At 69.9% G+C, this 15,758-nt stretch carries 13 protein-coding genes; 4 read left to right on the top strand and 9 right to left on the bottom strand.

Annotated elements, in window-relative coordinates; translation table 11 throughout:
- Positions 1–227: acetolactate synthase small subunit (gene ilvN, locus NM1_RS03910; RefSeq protein WP_068013985.1), on the bottom strand; the 227-nt coding region annotated here is incomplete at its 3' end.
- On the bottom strand, positions 224–2,170 hold the full coding sequence (locus NM1_RS03915; RefSeq protein ID WP_068013986.1) for an acetolactate synthase large subunit: 1,947 nt from the start codon (positions 2,168–2,170) through the stop codon (positions 224–226). The genes ilvN and NM1_RS03915, both read right to left, overlap by 4 nt.
- Positions 2,171–2,532: 362 nt before the next feature.
- Here NM1_RS03915 and NM1_RS03920 point away from each other — a divergent pair, with 362 nt between their 5' ends.
- Together NM1_RS03920 and NM1_RS03925 are read left to right on the top strand one after the other, a co-directional pair.
- A complete protein-coding gene (locus NM1_RS03920) occupies positions 2,533–3,063 on the top strand; it encodes a PH domain-containing protein (protein ID WP_084519138.1) in 531 nt (176 codons plus the stop codon).
- A 328-nt stretch (positions 3,064–3,391) separates the two neighbouring features.
- Complete coding sequence (locus tag NM1_RS03925; RefSeq protein ID WP_068013990.1) at positions 3,392–3,598, top strand: hypothetical protein; 207 nt, start codon at positions 3,392–3,394, stop codon at positions 3,596–3,598.
- Between the two features lie 62 nt (positions 3,599–3,660).
- Here NM1_RS03925 and NM1_RS03930 read toward each other — a convergent pair whose 3' ends face one another.
- From NM1_RS03930 to NM1_RS03950, 5 genes are all read right to left on the bottom strand, one after another.
- The gene (locus NM1_RS03930; protein WP_068013992.1) at positions 3,661–4,302 is read right to left on the bottom strand and encodes a hypothetical protein; all 642 of its coding nucleotides are present in this window, start codon (positions 4,300–4,302) and stop codon (positions 3,661–3,663) included.
- Positions 4,303–4,360: 58 nt separating this feature from the next.
- Positions 4,361–7,534, bottom strand: coding sequence for an AfsR/SARP family transcriptional regulator (locus NM1_RS03935; protein ID WP_211339426.1), 3,174 nt, complete (start codon positions 7,532–7,534; stop codon positions 4,361–4,363).
- 178 nt (positions 7,535–7,712) lie between these two features.
- A complete protein-coding gene (locus tag NM1_RS03940; protein WP_068013993.1) occupies positions 7,713–7,910 on the bottom strand; it encodes a ferredoxin in 198 nt (65 codons plus the stop codon).
- 4 nt (positions 7,911–7,914) lie between these two features.
- Positions 7,915–9,114 carry a cytochrome P450 gene (locus NM1_RS03945; RefSeq protein ID WP_068013996.1) on the bottom strand — a complete coding sequence of 400 codons (1,200 nt, stop codon included), beginning with the start codon at positions 9,112–9,114 and terminating at the stop codon, positions 7,915–7,917.
- A 90-nt stretch (positions 9,115–9,204) separates the two neighbouring features.
- A complete protein-coding gene (locus tag NM1_RS03950) occupies positions 9,205–9,744 on the bottom strand; it encodes a GNAT family N-acetyltransferase (RefSeq protein WP_068013997.1) in 540 nt (179 codons plus the stop codon).
- Between the two features lie 359 nt (positions 9,745–10,103).
- Between NM1_RS03950 and ilvD the strand changes: the two genes are divergently transcribed.
- On the top strand, positions 10,104–11,945 hold the full coding sequence (gene ilvD, locus NM1_RS03955; RefSeq protein ID WP_068013999.1) for a dihydroxy-acid dehydratase: 1,842 nt from the start codon (positions 10,104–10,106) through the stop codon (positions 11,943–11,945).
- A 76-nt stretch (positions 11,946–12,021) separates the two neighbouring features.
- Here the strand turns inward: ilvD and NM1_RS03960 are convergent, their stop codons facing one another.
- Positions 12,022–12,855 carry a DoxX family membrane protein gene (locus NM1_RS03960; protein WP_068014000.1) on the bottom strand — a complete coding sequence of 278 codons (834 nt, stop codon included), beginning with the start codon at positions 12,853–12,855 and terminating at the stop codon, positions 12,022–12,024.
- Between the two features lie 220 nt (positions 12,856–13,075).
- On the opposite strand from NM1_RS03960, the gene NM1_RS03965 reads away from it, so the two are divergent.
- Entirely contained in the window at positions 13,076–14,170 is a 1,095-nt protein-coding gene (locus tag NM1_RS03965) for a PQQ-dependent sugar dehydrogenase (RefSeq protein WP_068014001.1), read from the top strand.
- Positions 14,171–14,233: 63 nt separating this feature from the next.
- On the opposite strand, the gene gatB is transcribed toward NM1_RS03965, so the two are convergent.
- Positions 14,234–15,745: an Asp-tRNA(Asn)/Glu-tRNA(Gln) amidotransferase subunit GatB gene (gatB, locus tag NM1_RS03970; protein WP_068014002.1), complete on the bottom strand. Its 1,512-nt coding sequence runs from the start codon at positions 15,743–15,745 to the stop codon at positions 14,234–14,236.
- Positions 15,746–15,758 lie beyond the last annotated feature (13 nt).

Here is a 15,758-nt window from a genome sequence, read left to right on the forward strand (position 1 = left end):
ACGATCTTGATGACGTTGACCAGCTTGTTGAGCTGCTTGGTGACCTGCTCGAGCGGCAGGTCCTCGACCGTCACGACGATCGTCATGCGCGAGATCTCCGGGACCTCGGTGCCGCCGACCGCGAGCGATTCGATATTGAACCCACGCCGGGAGAACAGGCTCGCCACGCGGGCGAGCACGCCCGGCTTGTCCTCCACCAGCACACTCAGGGTGTGGGTCGTACTCATTCTTCGGTCCCCTTCTGGGCGGCCTTCTCGTGGGCGGTCAGCGTGGCCTTCTCGTGCGACATCGCCTCGTGGATGACGGCGGGTTCGGCGACCGCCTCGTCGTCGTCGAACAGCGGGCGGATGCCGCGGGCGGCCATGATCTCGTCATTGGACGTACCGGCGGCGACCATCGGCCACACCTGGGCGTCCTTGCCGACGATGAAGTCGATCACCACGGGCCGGTCGTTGATGGACTGCGCCTCGCGGATGGCGGCCTCCACATCGGCCTCCTTCTCCACCCGAATTCCGTGGCAGCCCAACGCTTCCGCGAGCTTCACGAAGTCGGGGATGCGCAGGGTGTGGGTGCCCAGGTCGGTGTTGGAGTAGCGCTGCTCGTAGAACAGGGTCTGCCACTGGCGGACCATGCCCAGATTGCCGTTGTTGATCAGCGCGACCTTGATCGGCACGCCCTCGACGGCGCAGGTGGCCAGCTCCTGATTGGTCATCTGGAAGCAGCCGTCGCCGTCGACCGCCCAGACCTCCTTGTCGGGGGCACCCATCTTGGCGCCCATGGCCGCCGGGACGGCGTAGCCCATGGTGCCCAGGCCTCCGGAATTCAGCCAGGTGCGCGGCTTTTCGTACTTGACGAACTGCGCGGCCCACATCTGGTGCTGGCCGACGCCCGCGACGTAGACGGCGTCCGGACCGGCCAGCTCGCCCAGCTTCTCGATCACGAACTCCGGCGACAGCGAGCCGTCGGACGGCGGGGTCCAGCCCAGCGGGTACTGCTTGCGGACCCCGTCGAGGTAGGTCCACCAGGTCGAAAGGTCCAGCAGCGGAGCGCCCTTGGCGGCCGGGTCGGCCTTCAGGGTCTCGATCAGCTCGGCGATCACCTCGCGGCAGTCGCCGACGATCGGCACGTCGGCGTGCCGGTTCTTGCCGATCTCGGCCGGGTCGATATCGGCGTGGATCACCTTGGCCTTCGGCGCGAACGAGTCCAGCTGGCCGGTGACGCGGTCATCGAAGCGCGCCCCGAGGGTGACCAGCAGGTCCGAGCGCTGCAGTGCCGCAACGGCTCCCACGGTGCCGTGCATGCCGGGCATGCCCATGTTCAGCTGGTGGCTGTCGGGGAACGCGCCGCGCGCCATCAGGGTGGTGACCACCGGAATGCCGGTCAGCTCGGCGAGTTCCAGCAGTTCCTTGGACGCCTCGGCCTTGATCACGCCGCCGCCCACGTAGAGCACGGGCGACTTCGCCTCCATGATCATGCGGGCGGCCTCGCGCACCTGCTTGCCGTGCGGCTTGGTCACCGGGCGGTAGCCGGGCAGCCGCATCTCCGGCGGCCAGGTGAAGGTGGTCTGCGCCTGCAGCACGTCCTTGGGGATGTCGACCAGGACGGCGCCCGGACGGCCGGTGGACGCCAGGTGAAAGGCCTCCGCGATCACGCGCGGGATGTCGATCGCCTCGTTGACCAGGAAGTTGTGCTTGGTGATCGGCATGGTGATGCCGGAGATGTCGGCCTCCTGGAAGCCGTCCGTGCCGATCAGCGAGCGGGCGACCTGGCCGGTGATGGCGACCAGCGGCACCGAATCCATCTGCGCGTCGGCGATGGGGGTGACCAGGTTGGTCGCGCCCGGACCGGACGTGGCCATGCACACGCCGACCTTGCCGGTGGCCTGCGCGTATCCGGTGGCGGCGTGACCGGCGCCCTGCTCGTGCCGGACGAGGACGTGACGCACCTTGGTGGAATCGAACAGCGGGTCGTAGACCGGGAGTACCGCACCGCCCGGAATGCCGAAGACCGTGTCGACGCCGAGCTCCTCGAGGGAGCGGACGACGGACTGCGCGCCGGTCACCTTCTCGGGCGGGACCTGGCGGCGGGTTCCGGTCGCGGATGTCGGCTGGTTGGCCGAGGGCGCTGGCCTGCGAGCCGAGGGCCCGGGCCGTGCGGTAGGTGCGCTCACCGTCTTTTTCCTTTACTGCTTGTTGTCCTTGTCACAGAACATGCCTGAACATAAAAAAGCCCCCGACAGCCGATGGCTGATCGAGGGTGGCGCGTCGCAGCTGCGAGCTTGACGTTGTCAGGCTCAGCGCTGGACGCGCCGGCCGATTACGAGAAGCTCGATTCGATTCACGTGCACGACGGTATGCGCGCGAGAGTCGATGAGTCAAATTGCTTGACGTGTGGTGTCCCATTATGTGAGACGGGGCGGTTTCCGCTGTCTGTCCACCGTGATGCGAGGATGGGGGTGTGTCATCGCCGCAGCAATCCGTGCCACCTGCTCGATCGTCCCATACCGCCGTCGCGGGATCGGATACGGGTCATGTGATCAGAATCCCCCGGCTAGGTCATATCGGGGTGCTCATGCTGGCGTTCTGCGTGGCCTTCCCGTTCTTCGGGTGGCCGGCCGTGCTGTGGGTGCTGTTCGTGATCCCGGCCGTTGTCGCGGTGTGGATCGAGCGCACCCGCACGACCGTGTCCGAACGCGGGCTGGATCTGCGGACCCTGTTCGGCTCCCGGCACGTCGACTGGTCGCAGATCAAGGGCCTGCGCATCCCCAAGCGCGGATACGTGCGGGTGCACCTGCTCGACGACTCCGAGGTCGCGCTGCCCGCGGTGGGCTACGACCGCCTGCGCACGCTGGTCGAGGCATCGAACGGCCGCATCCCCGACCCGTTCGTACGGCCGGAGGCTGACGACACCGAACTCGACGCCACCCTCCCGGCGGACGAGTCGGGCTCGCCCCATGCCTCGAACGCCGAGGCCGACCAACCGACGCCGTCGGACGAGTCCGGCCCAACCCCGGAGGCCGACACCCCCGATTCGAAGGGCGATACCGAGCCCAACCGCAGCTGACGACACGCAGCACAGGCTCCCTCGCCTCGGTTCACGCACCCCGCATTGGTCCTCGCACCCCCTACAAGCGCTCGTAGGGGGTGCGGGAGCGTGCGCGGGGTGCGGGAATGTGTGGTCTGCCGACCGGTAGGGGCGCGGGGGTTCGGGGTTATGGCGCGCCGTATAACGAGCCACGCCGGATGATTTGGCGAAATCACGGGGGCGGGCCGGTGTGATGGGACAATCGAGTCAGCGCACGGTGTGTGCACGGCGTCCCATCGGCTACGGGGGCGTCGGCGCGCGGTGCGTGGCCGCCGGTCGGACGGGCGGAGAAGGTACGAGGACTGCCATGAAGACCAAAACGGGAACCGTACTTGTCCTCATCTGGCTGATCATCGGCTTCATAGCCGCGGCGCAGCGGCACTACTTCGACAGTGGGCCGATCACGTGCGCCTCCTTCGGCAATATCGCCCTGACGATCGTCTCGGGTCCGCTCAACTACATGGGCGTCAACCCGCATCTGGGCGATTGCCAACTCCCGCAACCCAGTCCGTGATCACCGGCGGTCACCGCAGCTTCCTGAACCCGTCATCGGCGGCCACCGGGCGCCACGAACGGTCACGGTCGGCCACCGTTCCGTTCGGCCGTGCACACCGGACAGATACTCCACCAGGTGGTCCGGCCCTGTTCATTCTCGTCGCCGCGGATGGACCCCACGATCTCGTGGCCGCCGAAGTGGTTGCCGCACAACGGGCACGGCAGCCAGAAGTAGCCGCAGCCGCGGGCGTGCTCCCGGTGCGGTTCGCGTGGCAGGTACGGCCATAGCGACGCCGGGTCGAATCGGCTCCTGGCCGTCGGCGGCGGCAGTCCCCGGCGGAGATACACCTCGGCGTATTCATCCGGCGTCTCGATCATGCCGTGCATGAGCCCAGGAGGCGACTCCACTCGGCCCGGCTCCCGGTGCGAGCCACCGAAGTCCGGAGGCCGAGGCGAGCCGATGAAATCCGGAGGCCTGTGCGGGCCGATGAAATCCGGAGCCGGGCACAGTATCGGCGAATCGTCCTCGCGGTACCGATAGCCGGGGTCCATGAAGCCACGGTGGTGCATGGCCTCGATGCGTTCCGTCACGTGCATCCCGTGCCAGTGTCGCCCGCAGCCGCGCGGACATGCCGGGAACGTCGGATCGTCGAAGTCGTAACCGGTTTCGGGCTCGTCGTCGGGCGAGAGATCCTCGAGCAGGGCGTCGATATCGTCGATCATGAGTGCACGGAGTTCTCGATATCCACCACTTCGATGCTAGGAGGTGCGGCCGGATTTCTCAGCCGTGTTTCCGACGCCCGCACTCATCACGAGTCGCGGCCTCCAGCTGGTCGACCGCAGCGTCTCGGGACAACGCGGCGCCCGCCCCGAAACTCTGCTCGTACGCGTTGTCCCCCAACTCTTTTCGCATTCTCTCAACCAGGTCGCGGAGTTCTGGATTGCCCAGGTCGAAGGCGCCGCGGAGGGCCTGGCTCATACCGAGGGCTCGGGCGGCGGCGTCCGGATTTCCCTCGGCGGCAAGCAATCCGGCCAAGAGTTCGGCGGTGGTCTCCGCGGCGCCCAACGCCTGGTTCGCGGCGACGACCCGGGGATAGATCGATCGGGCCCGCGATACCTGACCGGCGGTCAGCAGGTTCGCCATCCGGGCCCGCGCGACCAGGTCGCGGGCGATGCCGGGCGACGGAAACGATGCGGCCATGGTCGATTCCAGCCGATCGAGAACCTGGTCCGACTGCTTCGTGTCGCCACACCGGCGATACAGGTCGGCGGTGCACAGCAGCAGTTCGATATCGGCCTGCGACCAGCCGCGGCTACGGGAAAGTCGTTGGGCCACCTCGAGATCGCGCCAGGCCCCGGCGGTGTCCCCGGCTCGGACACGCTCGGCCGCCAGCCACGCGCGGTACGAGATCGCGTCCGCCGCATCGAGTTCGCTCGCCAGCGCGACGCTGCGCTCGTATCCCGCGATCGCCTCGTCGTGCTCCCCGCGCACGGAATAGGCACGGGCGCGGGCGGTCAGCGCCATCGACAATGCGATGCGGTCGCCGACGGCCTCGAAGCCGCGCAGGGCCTCGACCAGAGCCGGCTCCGTCGGGCGCCCGTCGCGATCCACACCGAGGAGCCCCCACACCAGATTCGCGGCCGCGCGCGTCCACGTATCCGAATGCTGCTGTGCCCGAGGCCATTCCCTGTCCCACACATCGTCGAATCCGTACACGTGCGCCGCCCCGAGCGTCACCAGCACCGGCATCGGATAGCGTTCCAGCGCACCGGTGCGCACGCACTCCTCGACCACCGAACGCGCCGCCGCGCCGTCGGCGACCGCGCCGCTGTTGCCGGCCAGCACATGCAGCGCGCGGATCGCCGCCCGCGGCTGTGCGGGGAGTGCGTCACCGAATTCGCACACCTCGGCCGTGAAGGCATCGGACCGCGAATCGAATCGCACCATGTGCCAGTAGTAGGTCAGCGGGATGAGCAACCGGTAGGCGGCCTCGACGTCCGAATCCGTTATGGCCGTTCGCAATGCGTCCACCAGGTTGGCGTACTCGGCCTCGATGAGCACCGCCGCCGCTCGTTGTTCGCGGGAGCGCAGCAGCGGCTCGTGCTGCTCGGCCAGGTCGGCGCAGTGGCGGCGGAAGCGGGCCGCGACGACCGCACGCTCCCCGGCCTGATCGAGCCGCTCCGACGCGTAGGCGCGGACGGTCTCCAGCATGCGGTACCGCGGATCGGCGTCCCCCGACCGTTCCACCAGCGACTTCTCGACCAACGACCCGAGCACGTAGACGGGGTCGGCGCCCGGGTCGGCGCACACCGCCGCCATCCCGGCGACGGTCGCCCCGCCCGGGAACAGCGACAGCCGCCGCGCCAGCACCTGCTCCGGTTCCGACAGCAGATCCCAGCTCCATTCGATCACCCCGTGCAGGGTGCGCTGCCGCGGCTGCGCGACGCGGCTTCCCGTGGTGAGCAGGCGGAATCGGTCGTCGAGCCGGCGCGCGATCTGTTCGGCGCTCATGGTGCGCAGGCGGGCGGCCGCCAGCTCGAGCGCCAGGGGCAACCCGTCCAGCCTGCGGCAGATTTCGACGACCGGACCGCTGGTCGACGCGTCGAGCACGAACCCCGGGCGCACCGCCTCGGCGCGGTCGAGGAACAGCCGGACCGCCTCCGATCCGGCCGCCTCAGCCATCGGCGCCCGCGCGGCGGGCAGTTCGAGCGCGCCGAGCGGGCAGAGCGTTTCGCCGATGAGGCCCAGGGGTTCCCGGCTCGTCGCCACGATCGTCAGCGCGGGTAGGCGCTCGAGTAGCCGGTCCACCAGGCGTGCGGCGGCTTCGACGAGATGCTCGCAATTGTCCACGACGAGGACGGCCGGATCACCGCTCAGCAGCACGACCACGCCATCGAGCGGATCCGGCGAACGGTCGGCGGGAACCAGGGTGCGGACGTCGCGGACACCGAGCGCGCCGAGCACCGCGTCGGCGATCCCGTCGGGTGCACGCACCTCCGCCAGCGAGACGAACCAGGCGCGCGCGGAATCACCGCGACGGCTCACCGCCTCCACCGCGAGCCGGGTCTTGCCGACGCCGCCGGGGCCGACCACGGTGCTCAGTCGCGCGGTATCCAGCAGTTCGGCAAGGCGTTTCAGCTCGGCGTCGCGGCCGACGAATCTGGTCAGCCGCACCGGCAGATTGCCCGCGGGCGCCGGGGGCGCGACGGGGTCACGCAATTCGCCGCGGAGCGCGGCGAGGTGCGTCCGCTGCAGTTCGGGGCCGGGGTCGACGCCCAGGCGCTCGCGCAGCGCGGTTCGGGTCGCCTCGTACGCCGCGAGCGCCTCGGCTTGCCTCCCCGCCGCACACAGTGCCCGAATGCGCAAGGCGACCAGGCGTTCTCGCAGCGGATCGGCGGCCGTGTCCAGGTCGGCCAGGATCGCGGCGTGCCTGCCCAGCCGCAGTTCGGCGTCGAACCGATCCTCGACCGTCGCCAGGCGCAGATCGTCCAGTCGTGCGGCCACGGGGTGGACGAACGGGGCGTCCCGAATATCGGCCAGAACGTCGCCGCGCCACAGCCGCAGCGCCGCGCCGAGGACGGCGGCGGCCTCGGCCACTCGCCCGGCGGCCAGCTCTCCCCGGCCACGCGTCACCAATTCTTCGAAACGATGCACGTCCACGTCGGAGCGCGGCACGGCCAACCGGTAGCCGCCCGCGACGGAGTCGATGAGTCCGGCGCCGACGACCTTGCGCAGCCGCGACACGGCCGCCTGCAGCGCGTTGGCGGAAGCCGGCTCGGCGTCCCACAGCCCGTCGACAAGGGTCCCGGCCGCCACCACCTCCCCCGGGACCAGAGCCAGGCGCGCGAGCAGCATCCGTTGCCGCGCACCGCCGATCGCGAGTTCGGCCCCGTCCCCGGAGAACGCCCGAACCGGCCCGAGCAGCTCTACCCGCACCACACCAGCCTCCCGCACACCTGCACCTCGATGCGAGGCACATACCGAGGCTATGCGAGCGACCTTGCGCGGTCACACGTCGAGCATTGTCATTCCTGGCATCCGCTCGACCGGTCTGTACGGTCACAAATCCCGGTGGCGCGGCGGTTTTCCCCGCGCCGAGGCGGATTGTGTCCGCGTAGGCCGGATTCACCACTTACCGGTCGTCCGTGGCGATCGCCGCCGCCGGGCAGTTCTCCACGGCTTCCCGGACCGGCCCGTGCAAGCCCGGCGAGGGCTCCGCGTCAAGCAGGACTACCGGGCCGTCGTCCTCGTCCTGGTCGAAGGCGGCGGGCGCGGTGAGCAGGCACATGCCCGCGCCGATGCAGCGCTGCCGGTCCACGGTGATCTTCACGGCGCTACCACTCGACCGGGAGTTCGTGCACGCCGTAGACGTCGTCCAGGCCGCCGCGCAGGGGCACCTCCGCGGCGGGCACCGCCAGCCGCAGCGTCGGGAACCGTTGCAGCAGAGCAGGAAACGCGATCCGCAGTTCGACCCGGGCCAGCTGCTGACCGAGGCACTGGTGGATGCCGTGGGAGAAGGTGAGGTGCCCGGTCGCCCGGCGGGCCAGGTCGAGGGTGTCGGGGTCGGGGAACTTGCGCGGGTCCCGATTGGCCGCCCCCGTGCAGACGGTGATGGTCTGGCCAGCCTTGATCAGCTGCCCCGCGATCTCGACATCCGCCAGCGCGGACCGAGTTCCGGTGTGCGGCGGGGTCAGGTACCGCAGCAGTTCCTCGACGGCGCCGTCGGTGAGGTCGGGATCGGCCAGCCATGCCGCCCACTGGTCCGGATTCTGCAGCAGCGCAAAGGTTCCCAGCGACACCATGGTCGCGGTGGTATCCAGGCCCGCTCCCAGCAGGAAGGCGCCGATGCCGGAGATCTCGTCGTCGGAGATGTCCGTCCGGGTCAGCGCGCTGAGGATGTCGTCGCCCGGGTCGGCACGCTTGACCGCTACCAGCGTGCCGATGTAGCTCATCATCGCCTGCCAGGCCGCGGCCACCTCCTCCGGTTGTCCAGAACCCGTGACCGCCGTCGCCGCGTTGTCGGCGAACTCCGCACGATCGGCGTAGGGGACGCCGAGCATTTCGCAGATGATGGTGGCCGGGACGGGAAAGGCGAAGGCCTGCACCAGATCCACCGGTGGGCCCTGCGCCGCCATGGCGTCGAGGTACTCCGCGGCGAGTTCCTCGACCCGGTCGGCGAGTTCCCGCACCCGTCGGACGCTGAACCACCCCGCCACCGGTTGGCGCAGCCGCGCGTGCGCGGCGCCGTCGACGTGGTCCATATCGCCCGGGGAGGCCGGGGGCAGCTCGATCCCGGCGTACATCGGGTTGTAGTGATGCACCAGTTCGGTCCGGTTGCTGATCCGCTCGTCGGCGAGTACCGCGCGCACCTCGGCGTGGCCGGTGGCCAGCCAGCCCTCGTGCCCGTCGGGATAGATCATCGGGCGCAGCGGGGCCTCGTCGCGCAGGGCGGCCAGCTCCGGGGGCGGGGCGAACGGATCCTCCGCGGCGCGGGCCGTCGGCAGCTGCGTCACGGGTGGCAGAGATCGGGTCACGACTGTCTCCTCTCGGCGGTTGAACCGTGCCGACGATCCGCCGAGGCGCTGACGAACCGCTGACGACCGCCTGACGACCGCCCGCGGCGCCTACCCGACCAGGCCCCAGACCTCGACGTCGCGCTGCTCGCCCTCCAGGCGGAACGCCCGGCGGTGGGTGCCTTCGTGTGTGAAGCCGAGCCGCTCGGCCGCCGCCCTGCTGGGCCCGTTCCGCGGGTCGCACAGCCACTCGACCCGGACCATGCCGCGCACGTTCATCGCCCAGTCGATGAGCACCCGGCAGCCGCGGGTGATCAGGCCCCGCCCGCGCGCCTCGGGAGCCAGCCACACGCCGATCTCACACACCCGCTGGTCGGCGTCGAAGCGACGAAAGATCAAGCCGCCCTGCAGGACTCCCGAGACATACAGGCCGAACAGGCGTCCGGTGTCGGCGGCCTGCCGGTCGGCGTAGCTCTGCAGGAACTCGCGTGCCGATGCCTCGTCGACGACGGTGTACACCCACGGAATCCAGGGCGTGAGCGAGTCCCGGACCCGGTCCGCGTAGGCGGCGAACTCGGCCGCCTGCCACGGCTCGAGTGGCCGCAGCTCGGCATCGTCCCCGAGCTGCCGGTACAGGAGGGTCTGGAGCATCCGTGGTCCTTTCTCGATGAGCGTCCGACTGTCGTACCCGAGCACCTCGGTGCCCCCGCACCCGCCCTTGGTTCCCGCACGCCTTACAAGTGCTGCAGCGGGTGCGGGAACCAGCAGGGGGTGCGGGAACAATGTCGGGGGTTTCAGCGCTGACCTTGAATACTGCGCGCTGCCGCGGCCCATCGGCTCAGGTCGGCAGCTGATCACGGACATCCACCCGGGATCCGCAAGCGAGGCGCCCACCGGCGCATCCGCCCACATCGCGCGGGAGTACCGTTGAATAGCCGCCGAGATACTCGGCATCGTCGCCGACCAGCCCCGGGCGACCCGAGTCACCGACCGACCTAGGACCCATACCCATGCCACCGCTTCGTTCACGCACCACCACCGCCGGACGCAATGCCGCGGGCGCTCGCGCCCTGTGGCGGGCGACCGGCCTCACCGATTCCGACTTCGGCAAGCCGATCGTCGCCATCGCGAACTCCTATACGCAGTTCGTGCCGGGACACGTGCACCTGAAGGACGTCGGCGAGATCGTGGCGGATGCGGTACGGGCCGCGGGCGGGGTGCCGCGCGAGTTCCACACCATCGCGGTCGACGACGGCATCGCGATGGGGCACGGCGGCATGCTGTACTCGCTGCCGTCCCGCGAGATCATCGCCGACTCCGTCGAGTACATGGCCAACGCCCACACCGCCGACGCGCTGGTGTGCATCTCCAACTGCGACAAGATCACACCGGGCATGCTGAACGCCGCGATGCGGCTCAACATCCCGGCGGTGTTCGTCTCCGGCGGCCCGATGGAGGCCGGGAAGGCCGTGGTGGTCGGCGGCGTCGCGCAGGCCCCGACCGACCTGATCACCGCCATCTCCGCCAGCGCCTCGGCCGCCGTGGACGACGAGGGTCTGTCCGAGGTCGAGCGCTCCGCGTGCCCGACCTGCGGCTCCTGCTCGGGCATGTTCACCGCCAACTCGATGAACTGCCTCACCGAGGCGCTCGGTCTGGCGCTGCCGGGCAACGGCTCCACCCTCGCCACCCATGCGGCGCGGCGCGCGCTGTTCGAGCGGGCGGGCACCACCATCGTCGACATCGCCACCCGCTGGTACCGCGACGACGACGAATCCGTGCTGCCGCGAAATGTGGCGAACGAGAAGGCCTTCCGCAATGCGATGGCCCTCGATGTGGCCATGGGCGGCTCCACCAACACCGTCCTGCACACCCTCGCCGCCGCGCAGGAGGGCGAGATCGACTTCGACCTCGACACCATCGATGAGATCTCCCGCCGCGTGCCGTGCCTGTCGAAGGTCTCCCCCAACTCCGACTACCACATGGAGGACGTGCACCGCGCCGGTGGCATCCCCGCCATCCTGGGCGAGCTGCGCCGCGCGGGGCTGCTGGAGACCGACGTCACCACCGTCCACACCCGCGGCATCGATGAGTGGCTGGATGCCTGGGATATCCGCTCCGGGAAGGCTTCTCAGGAGGCGATCGAGCTGTTCCACGCCGCGCCGGGCGGGGTGCGCACGACCGAGCCGTTCTCCACCAGCAACCGGTGGTCGTCACTGGACACCGATGCCGCGGGCGGATGCATCCGCGACCTGGAGCACGCCTACACCGTCGAGGGCGGGTTGTGCGTGCTCAAGGGCAATATCGCCCCCGACGGCGCCATCCTCAAGACCGCGGGCATCGATGAGGACCTGTTCACCTTCGAGGGCCCGGCCGTGGTGGTCGAATCCCAGGAGGAGGCGGTGTCGGCGATCCTCGGCAAGAAGATCCAGCCCGGCGACGTGGTCGTGGTCCGCTACGAGGGCCCCTCCGGCGGACCGGGCATGCAGGAGATGCTGCATCCCACCTCGTTCCTCAAGGGTCTCGGGCTCGGCAAGCAGTGCGCGCTGATCACCGACGGCCGCTTCTCCGGCGGCACCTCGGGCCTGTCGATCGGCCACATCTCCCCGGAGGCGGCCAGCGGCGGCACCATCGGCTTGATCGAGGACGGCGACCGCATCCGCGTGGACGTGCACACCCGCGCGCTCGAATTGCTGGTCCCCGACGAGGTTCTCGCGGAGCGCCGCGCGAAAATGGAAGCCTCCGAACGGCCTTGGCAGCCGATCGGCCGCGACCGGCCGGTGACGACCGCCCTGCGTGCCTACGCCGCGCTGGCGACATCCGCCGACAAGGGCGCCGTGCGCCGCGTGCCGTAGTCTCTGTCGAACAACGAAAGCCGGGACCCGTACGGGTCCCGGCTTTCGTTGTTCCGGCGGCTGGATCGCGGGCCGGTCAGTCGAAGATGCCTACGAACGGGTTGCCGCCGTGCAGGACCAGCCAGCCTCCGACGGCCGCTGCGAGCGCGAGGATCAGGACCAGGAACGAACCCCATGCCGGGCGGGACGACCAGCCGCGATTGCGGTCGAAGGACAGGCGGCCGGGGCCGACGAGAATGACCACGGCGGCCAGTCCGGCCAGGATCGCCTCCAATTCGATCACCTTGTACTGGAAGCCGGGCGCCATGCCCTCCTTCCACAGCAGGGCGTCGGCGATCGCGGCCAGCACCGCGCCCGCGGCCAGCGGCGTGGCCAGGCCCAGCACCAGCAGCGCGCCGCCGCCGACCTCGGCGACGGTGAGCATGGCGGTGGACAGCTCGATGTGCTTCCAGCCGCCCTGCTCCAGCATCTGCCGCGTGCCGTCCAGCCCCGGGCCGTGAAACCAGCCCGCCAGCTTCTGCGTGCCGTGGTAGAGGAAGGTCACGCCGAGGATCAGACGCAGGATCAGCAGGCCGAGATCCTGTGTCCCCCGGCGAGACTCGCGCCGCCTGCGCAGGGACTCGGTCGGGGCGGTCGTCGACGGCGGAATGGTGGCGAAGGCGTACGTGGGGGCCTCCGACTCGCCGGTCCGGGAGTCGGGCGCGGCGGCCGCTCCGGCGGGCGGGACATCCGGGTCCAGGCCCAGGTCGTCGTCGGTGCGCGGCACATCCTTGCCCGTCGCCGGCCGGACCGGGGGGAACTCGCCGGTCGGATTGTCGAAGGGGCTGGTGGCCGCGTGCTCGGTCGTCTCCTTGACCGGCTTCGCGGGTGGCTCGTTCGACTCCGGTGTCTCATTCGGCTTGTCCGTCACGGGCTCAGAGTATGACGGGTATCCAGTCTGGGCGCTGTCCGACGCGGCGTGTCCACCACACGCGCGCCAACCCCCGTGCAAGCATGCGCGACGGTATTTCCGTAACGTCTGAGCCATGAGTGTGGTTGTCACCGGCGTGGACGGTCAGGGCCCGGAGGCGGCAGCCTGCGTAACCACGCAGGGCCCCCGTCCACGCCGCAGTCGATACAGCCGTGTTGCCATGTGTCTGGCTGTCGCCGCCGGTCTGCTGGCCGGGTGTGCCCGCTTCGACGAATCGGCGAACGACCCGTTCACGCCCGCGCCGACCGTCCGCCCCGAGGGGGTCGAGCCGTCCACACCGCAACCGCCGCCCACGAAGAAGCGGCCGCCGGGACCCTGCGAGGATCCGGACCCGACGGTCGTGGCCAGCTGCGTGAACGAGGCGACGGGCGTAGTCGCCCTGCCGGACGGCACCACCGGGGTGGTCGGCGAGCGCGCCACCGGCAAGATCTTCCTGATCGACACCCAGGACCCGGGACCGTGGCCCTACTACCTCAAGCAGATCGGGCAGGTGGACGTGGACTCCTCCGGCGACGGCGGGCTGCTCGACGTCACGCTGTCGCCCACCTACAGCCAGGACCACCTGCTCTACGCCTACATCACCACCGGCAGCGACAATCGCGTGGTCCGGATCGGCTCCGACGGCACGCCCAAGCCGATCATCACCGGAATTCCCAAGAGCGACACCGGGAACCGGGGTTCCGTCGAGTTCGTCGCGGCCGACAAGATGGTCGTGCTGACCGGTGACGGCGGCGATCCCGGGGCCGCGGCCGATCAGGGTTCGCTGGCGGGCAAGCTGCTGCGGATCAACAACCCGATTCCGGGCAACAACTCACCGGATGTCCTGGCGTCCGGGATCGGGACCGCGGGCGGTGTCTGCCCGGATGCCCAGGGCGATATCTGGTTCACCGACCGCACTCCCGTCGCCGACCGGCTGCAGCGCCTGACGCCGGACGGGACGGTGACCACGGCGTGGAACTGGCCCGATCATCCGGGCGTGGCCGGTTGCGTCGCGGGCGGGGACTTCGTGGCGGTCGCCATGTCCGATGCGAAGGGCATGGCAATGGCCAAGGTGGAGAAGGACTCTCGCGCGATCACCACCGCCCCGGCCCTGCTGTACCAGGACAAGTGGGGCCGGTTGAACGACGCCGCACCCGGGCCGAACGGCCTGATCTGGGCCAGCACCTCCAATAAGTTCGGCGGCCAGCCCACGCCGACCGACGACCGCGTGGTCGTGATCTCGCCGACCGGCGGCGGCGGAGGCGGCCCGGACTAGAGGAGCGAACAACGAGGGCCCGCACTCCGTTCGTGGAGTGCGGGCCCTGTTGTTGTCTTCGACCTACGCCGCCCCGCAGGCGGCGAGGACCAGCTCGCGCACGCGGGCCGCGTCGGCCTGGCCGCGGGTGGCCTTCATGACGTCGCCGACGATCTTGCCCGCGGCTTGCACCTTGCCGGAGCGGATCTTGTCGGCGATATCGGGGTTGGCGGCCAGCGCCTTGTCGACCTCGGTCTGCAGTGCCGAATCGTCGGAGACCATGCCCAGGCCCTTGGCCTCGACGACCTGGCCCGGATCGCCCTCACCGGCGAGCACGAAGTCGACGACCTGCCGGGCCACCTTGCTGTTGATGGTCTTGGCGTCCACCAGCGCGACCACCTCGGCGACCTGCTTCGGGCTGATCGGCAGCTCGTCGAGGGAAACCTCGCGATCCTTCGCCTTCTCCGTCAGATAGTTGACCCACCAGGAGCGGGCGGCGTCCACCGTGGTGCCCGCGTCGACCGTCGCGATGATCAGGTCGAGGGCGTCGGCGTTGATCAGATCGCGGAAGACCTCGTCGGACAGGCCCCAGTCGGACTGGATGCGGGCGCGGCGCAGCCACGGGTACTCGGGGATGGTGCCGCGCAGTTCGTCCACCCAGGCGGCGTCGGGGGCGACGGGCTCGAGGTCGGGCTCCGGGAAGTAGCGGTAGTCCTCGGCGGTCTCCTTGGGGCGGCCGGGCGAGGTGGTGCCGTCGGTCTCGTGGAAGTGCCGGGTCTCCATGACGATGGTGCCGCCCGCGGCGAGCACCGCGGCCTGGCGGCGCATCTCGTAACGCACCGCGACCTCGACGCTGCGCAGCGAGTTGACGTTCTTGGTCTCGGTGCGGGTGCCGAATTCGCCGGCCCCCTTGGGCATCAGCGAGACGTTGGCATCGCAGCGCAGCGAGCCCTGCTCCATCTTGACGTCGGACACCTGCAGCGACTTCAGCAGATCGCGCAGCGCGGTGACGTAGGCGCGGGCCACCTCGGGCGCGCGGTCCCCGGCGCCGGTGATCGGCTTGGTGACGATCTCGATCAGCGGCACCCCGGCGCGGTTGTAGTCCAGCAGCGAGTGGCTGGCACCGTGGATGCGGCCGGTGGCGCCGCCCACGTGCACCGACTTGCCGGTGTCCTCCTCCATGTGCGCGCGCTCGATCTCGACCCGGAAGGTGGTGCCGTCGTCGAGCGGAACCTCCAGGTGGCCGTTGGTGGCGATCGGCTCGTCGTACTGGCTGATCTGGTAGTTCTTCGGCTGGTCCGGGTAGAAGTAGTTCTTGCGCGCGAACCGGCCCCACGGGGTGATCGAGCAGTTGAGCGCCAGGCCGATGCGGATGGCCGCCTCGACGCCCTGCTGGTTCACCACCGGCAGCGAGCCCGGCAGGCCGAGGCAGACCGGGCACACCTGGGTGTTCGGCTCGGCGCCGAACGTCGTCGGGCACCCGCAGAACATCTTCGTCTCGGTACCCAGTTCGACGTGGACCTCCATGCCCAGCACCGGCTCGTACCGGTCGACGACGTCGGCATAGTCCATCAAGTCCACCGTGGGTGCAGTCATGCCCAGAATCTTA

Origin of the sequence: Nocardia mexicana NBRC 108244 (assembly GCF_001613165.1) — a bacterium.
Taxonomy (GTDB): Bacteria; Actinomycetota; Actinomycetes; order Mycobacteriales; family Mycobacteriaceae; genus Nocardia; species Nocardia mexicana.

What these genes read in the sequence shown, in the direction of transcription:
- ilvD (WP_068013999.1), top strand. Translation starts at nt 10,104, where the DNA reads ATGCCACCGCTTCGTTCACGCACCACCACCGCCGGACGCAATGCCGCG.
- NM1_RS03930 (WP_068013992.1), bottom strand. Translation starts at nt 4,302, where the DNA reads ATGATCGACGATATCGACGCCCTGCTCGAGGATCTCTCGCCCGACGAC.
- NM1_RS03925 (WP_068013990.1), top strand. Translation starts at nt 3,392, where the DNA reads ATGAAGACCAAAACGGGAACCGTACTTGTCCTCATCTGGCTGATCATC.
- NM1_RS03950 (WP_068013997.1), bottom strand. Translation starts at nt 9,744, where the DNA reads ATGCTCCAGACCCTCCTGTACCGGCAGCTCGGGGACGATGCCGAGCTG.
- NM1_RS03965 (WP_068014001.1), top strand. Translation starts at nt 13,076, where the DNA reads ATGTGTCTGGCTGTCGCCGCCGGTCTGCTGGCCGGGTGTGCCCGCTTC.
- gatB (WP_068014002.1), bottom strand. Translation starts at nt 15,745, where the DNA reads ATGACTGCACCCACGGTGGACTTGATGGACTATGCCGACGTCGTCGAC.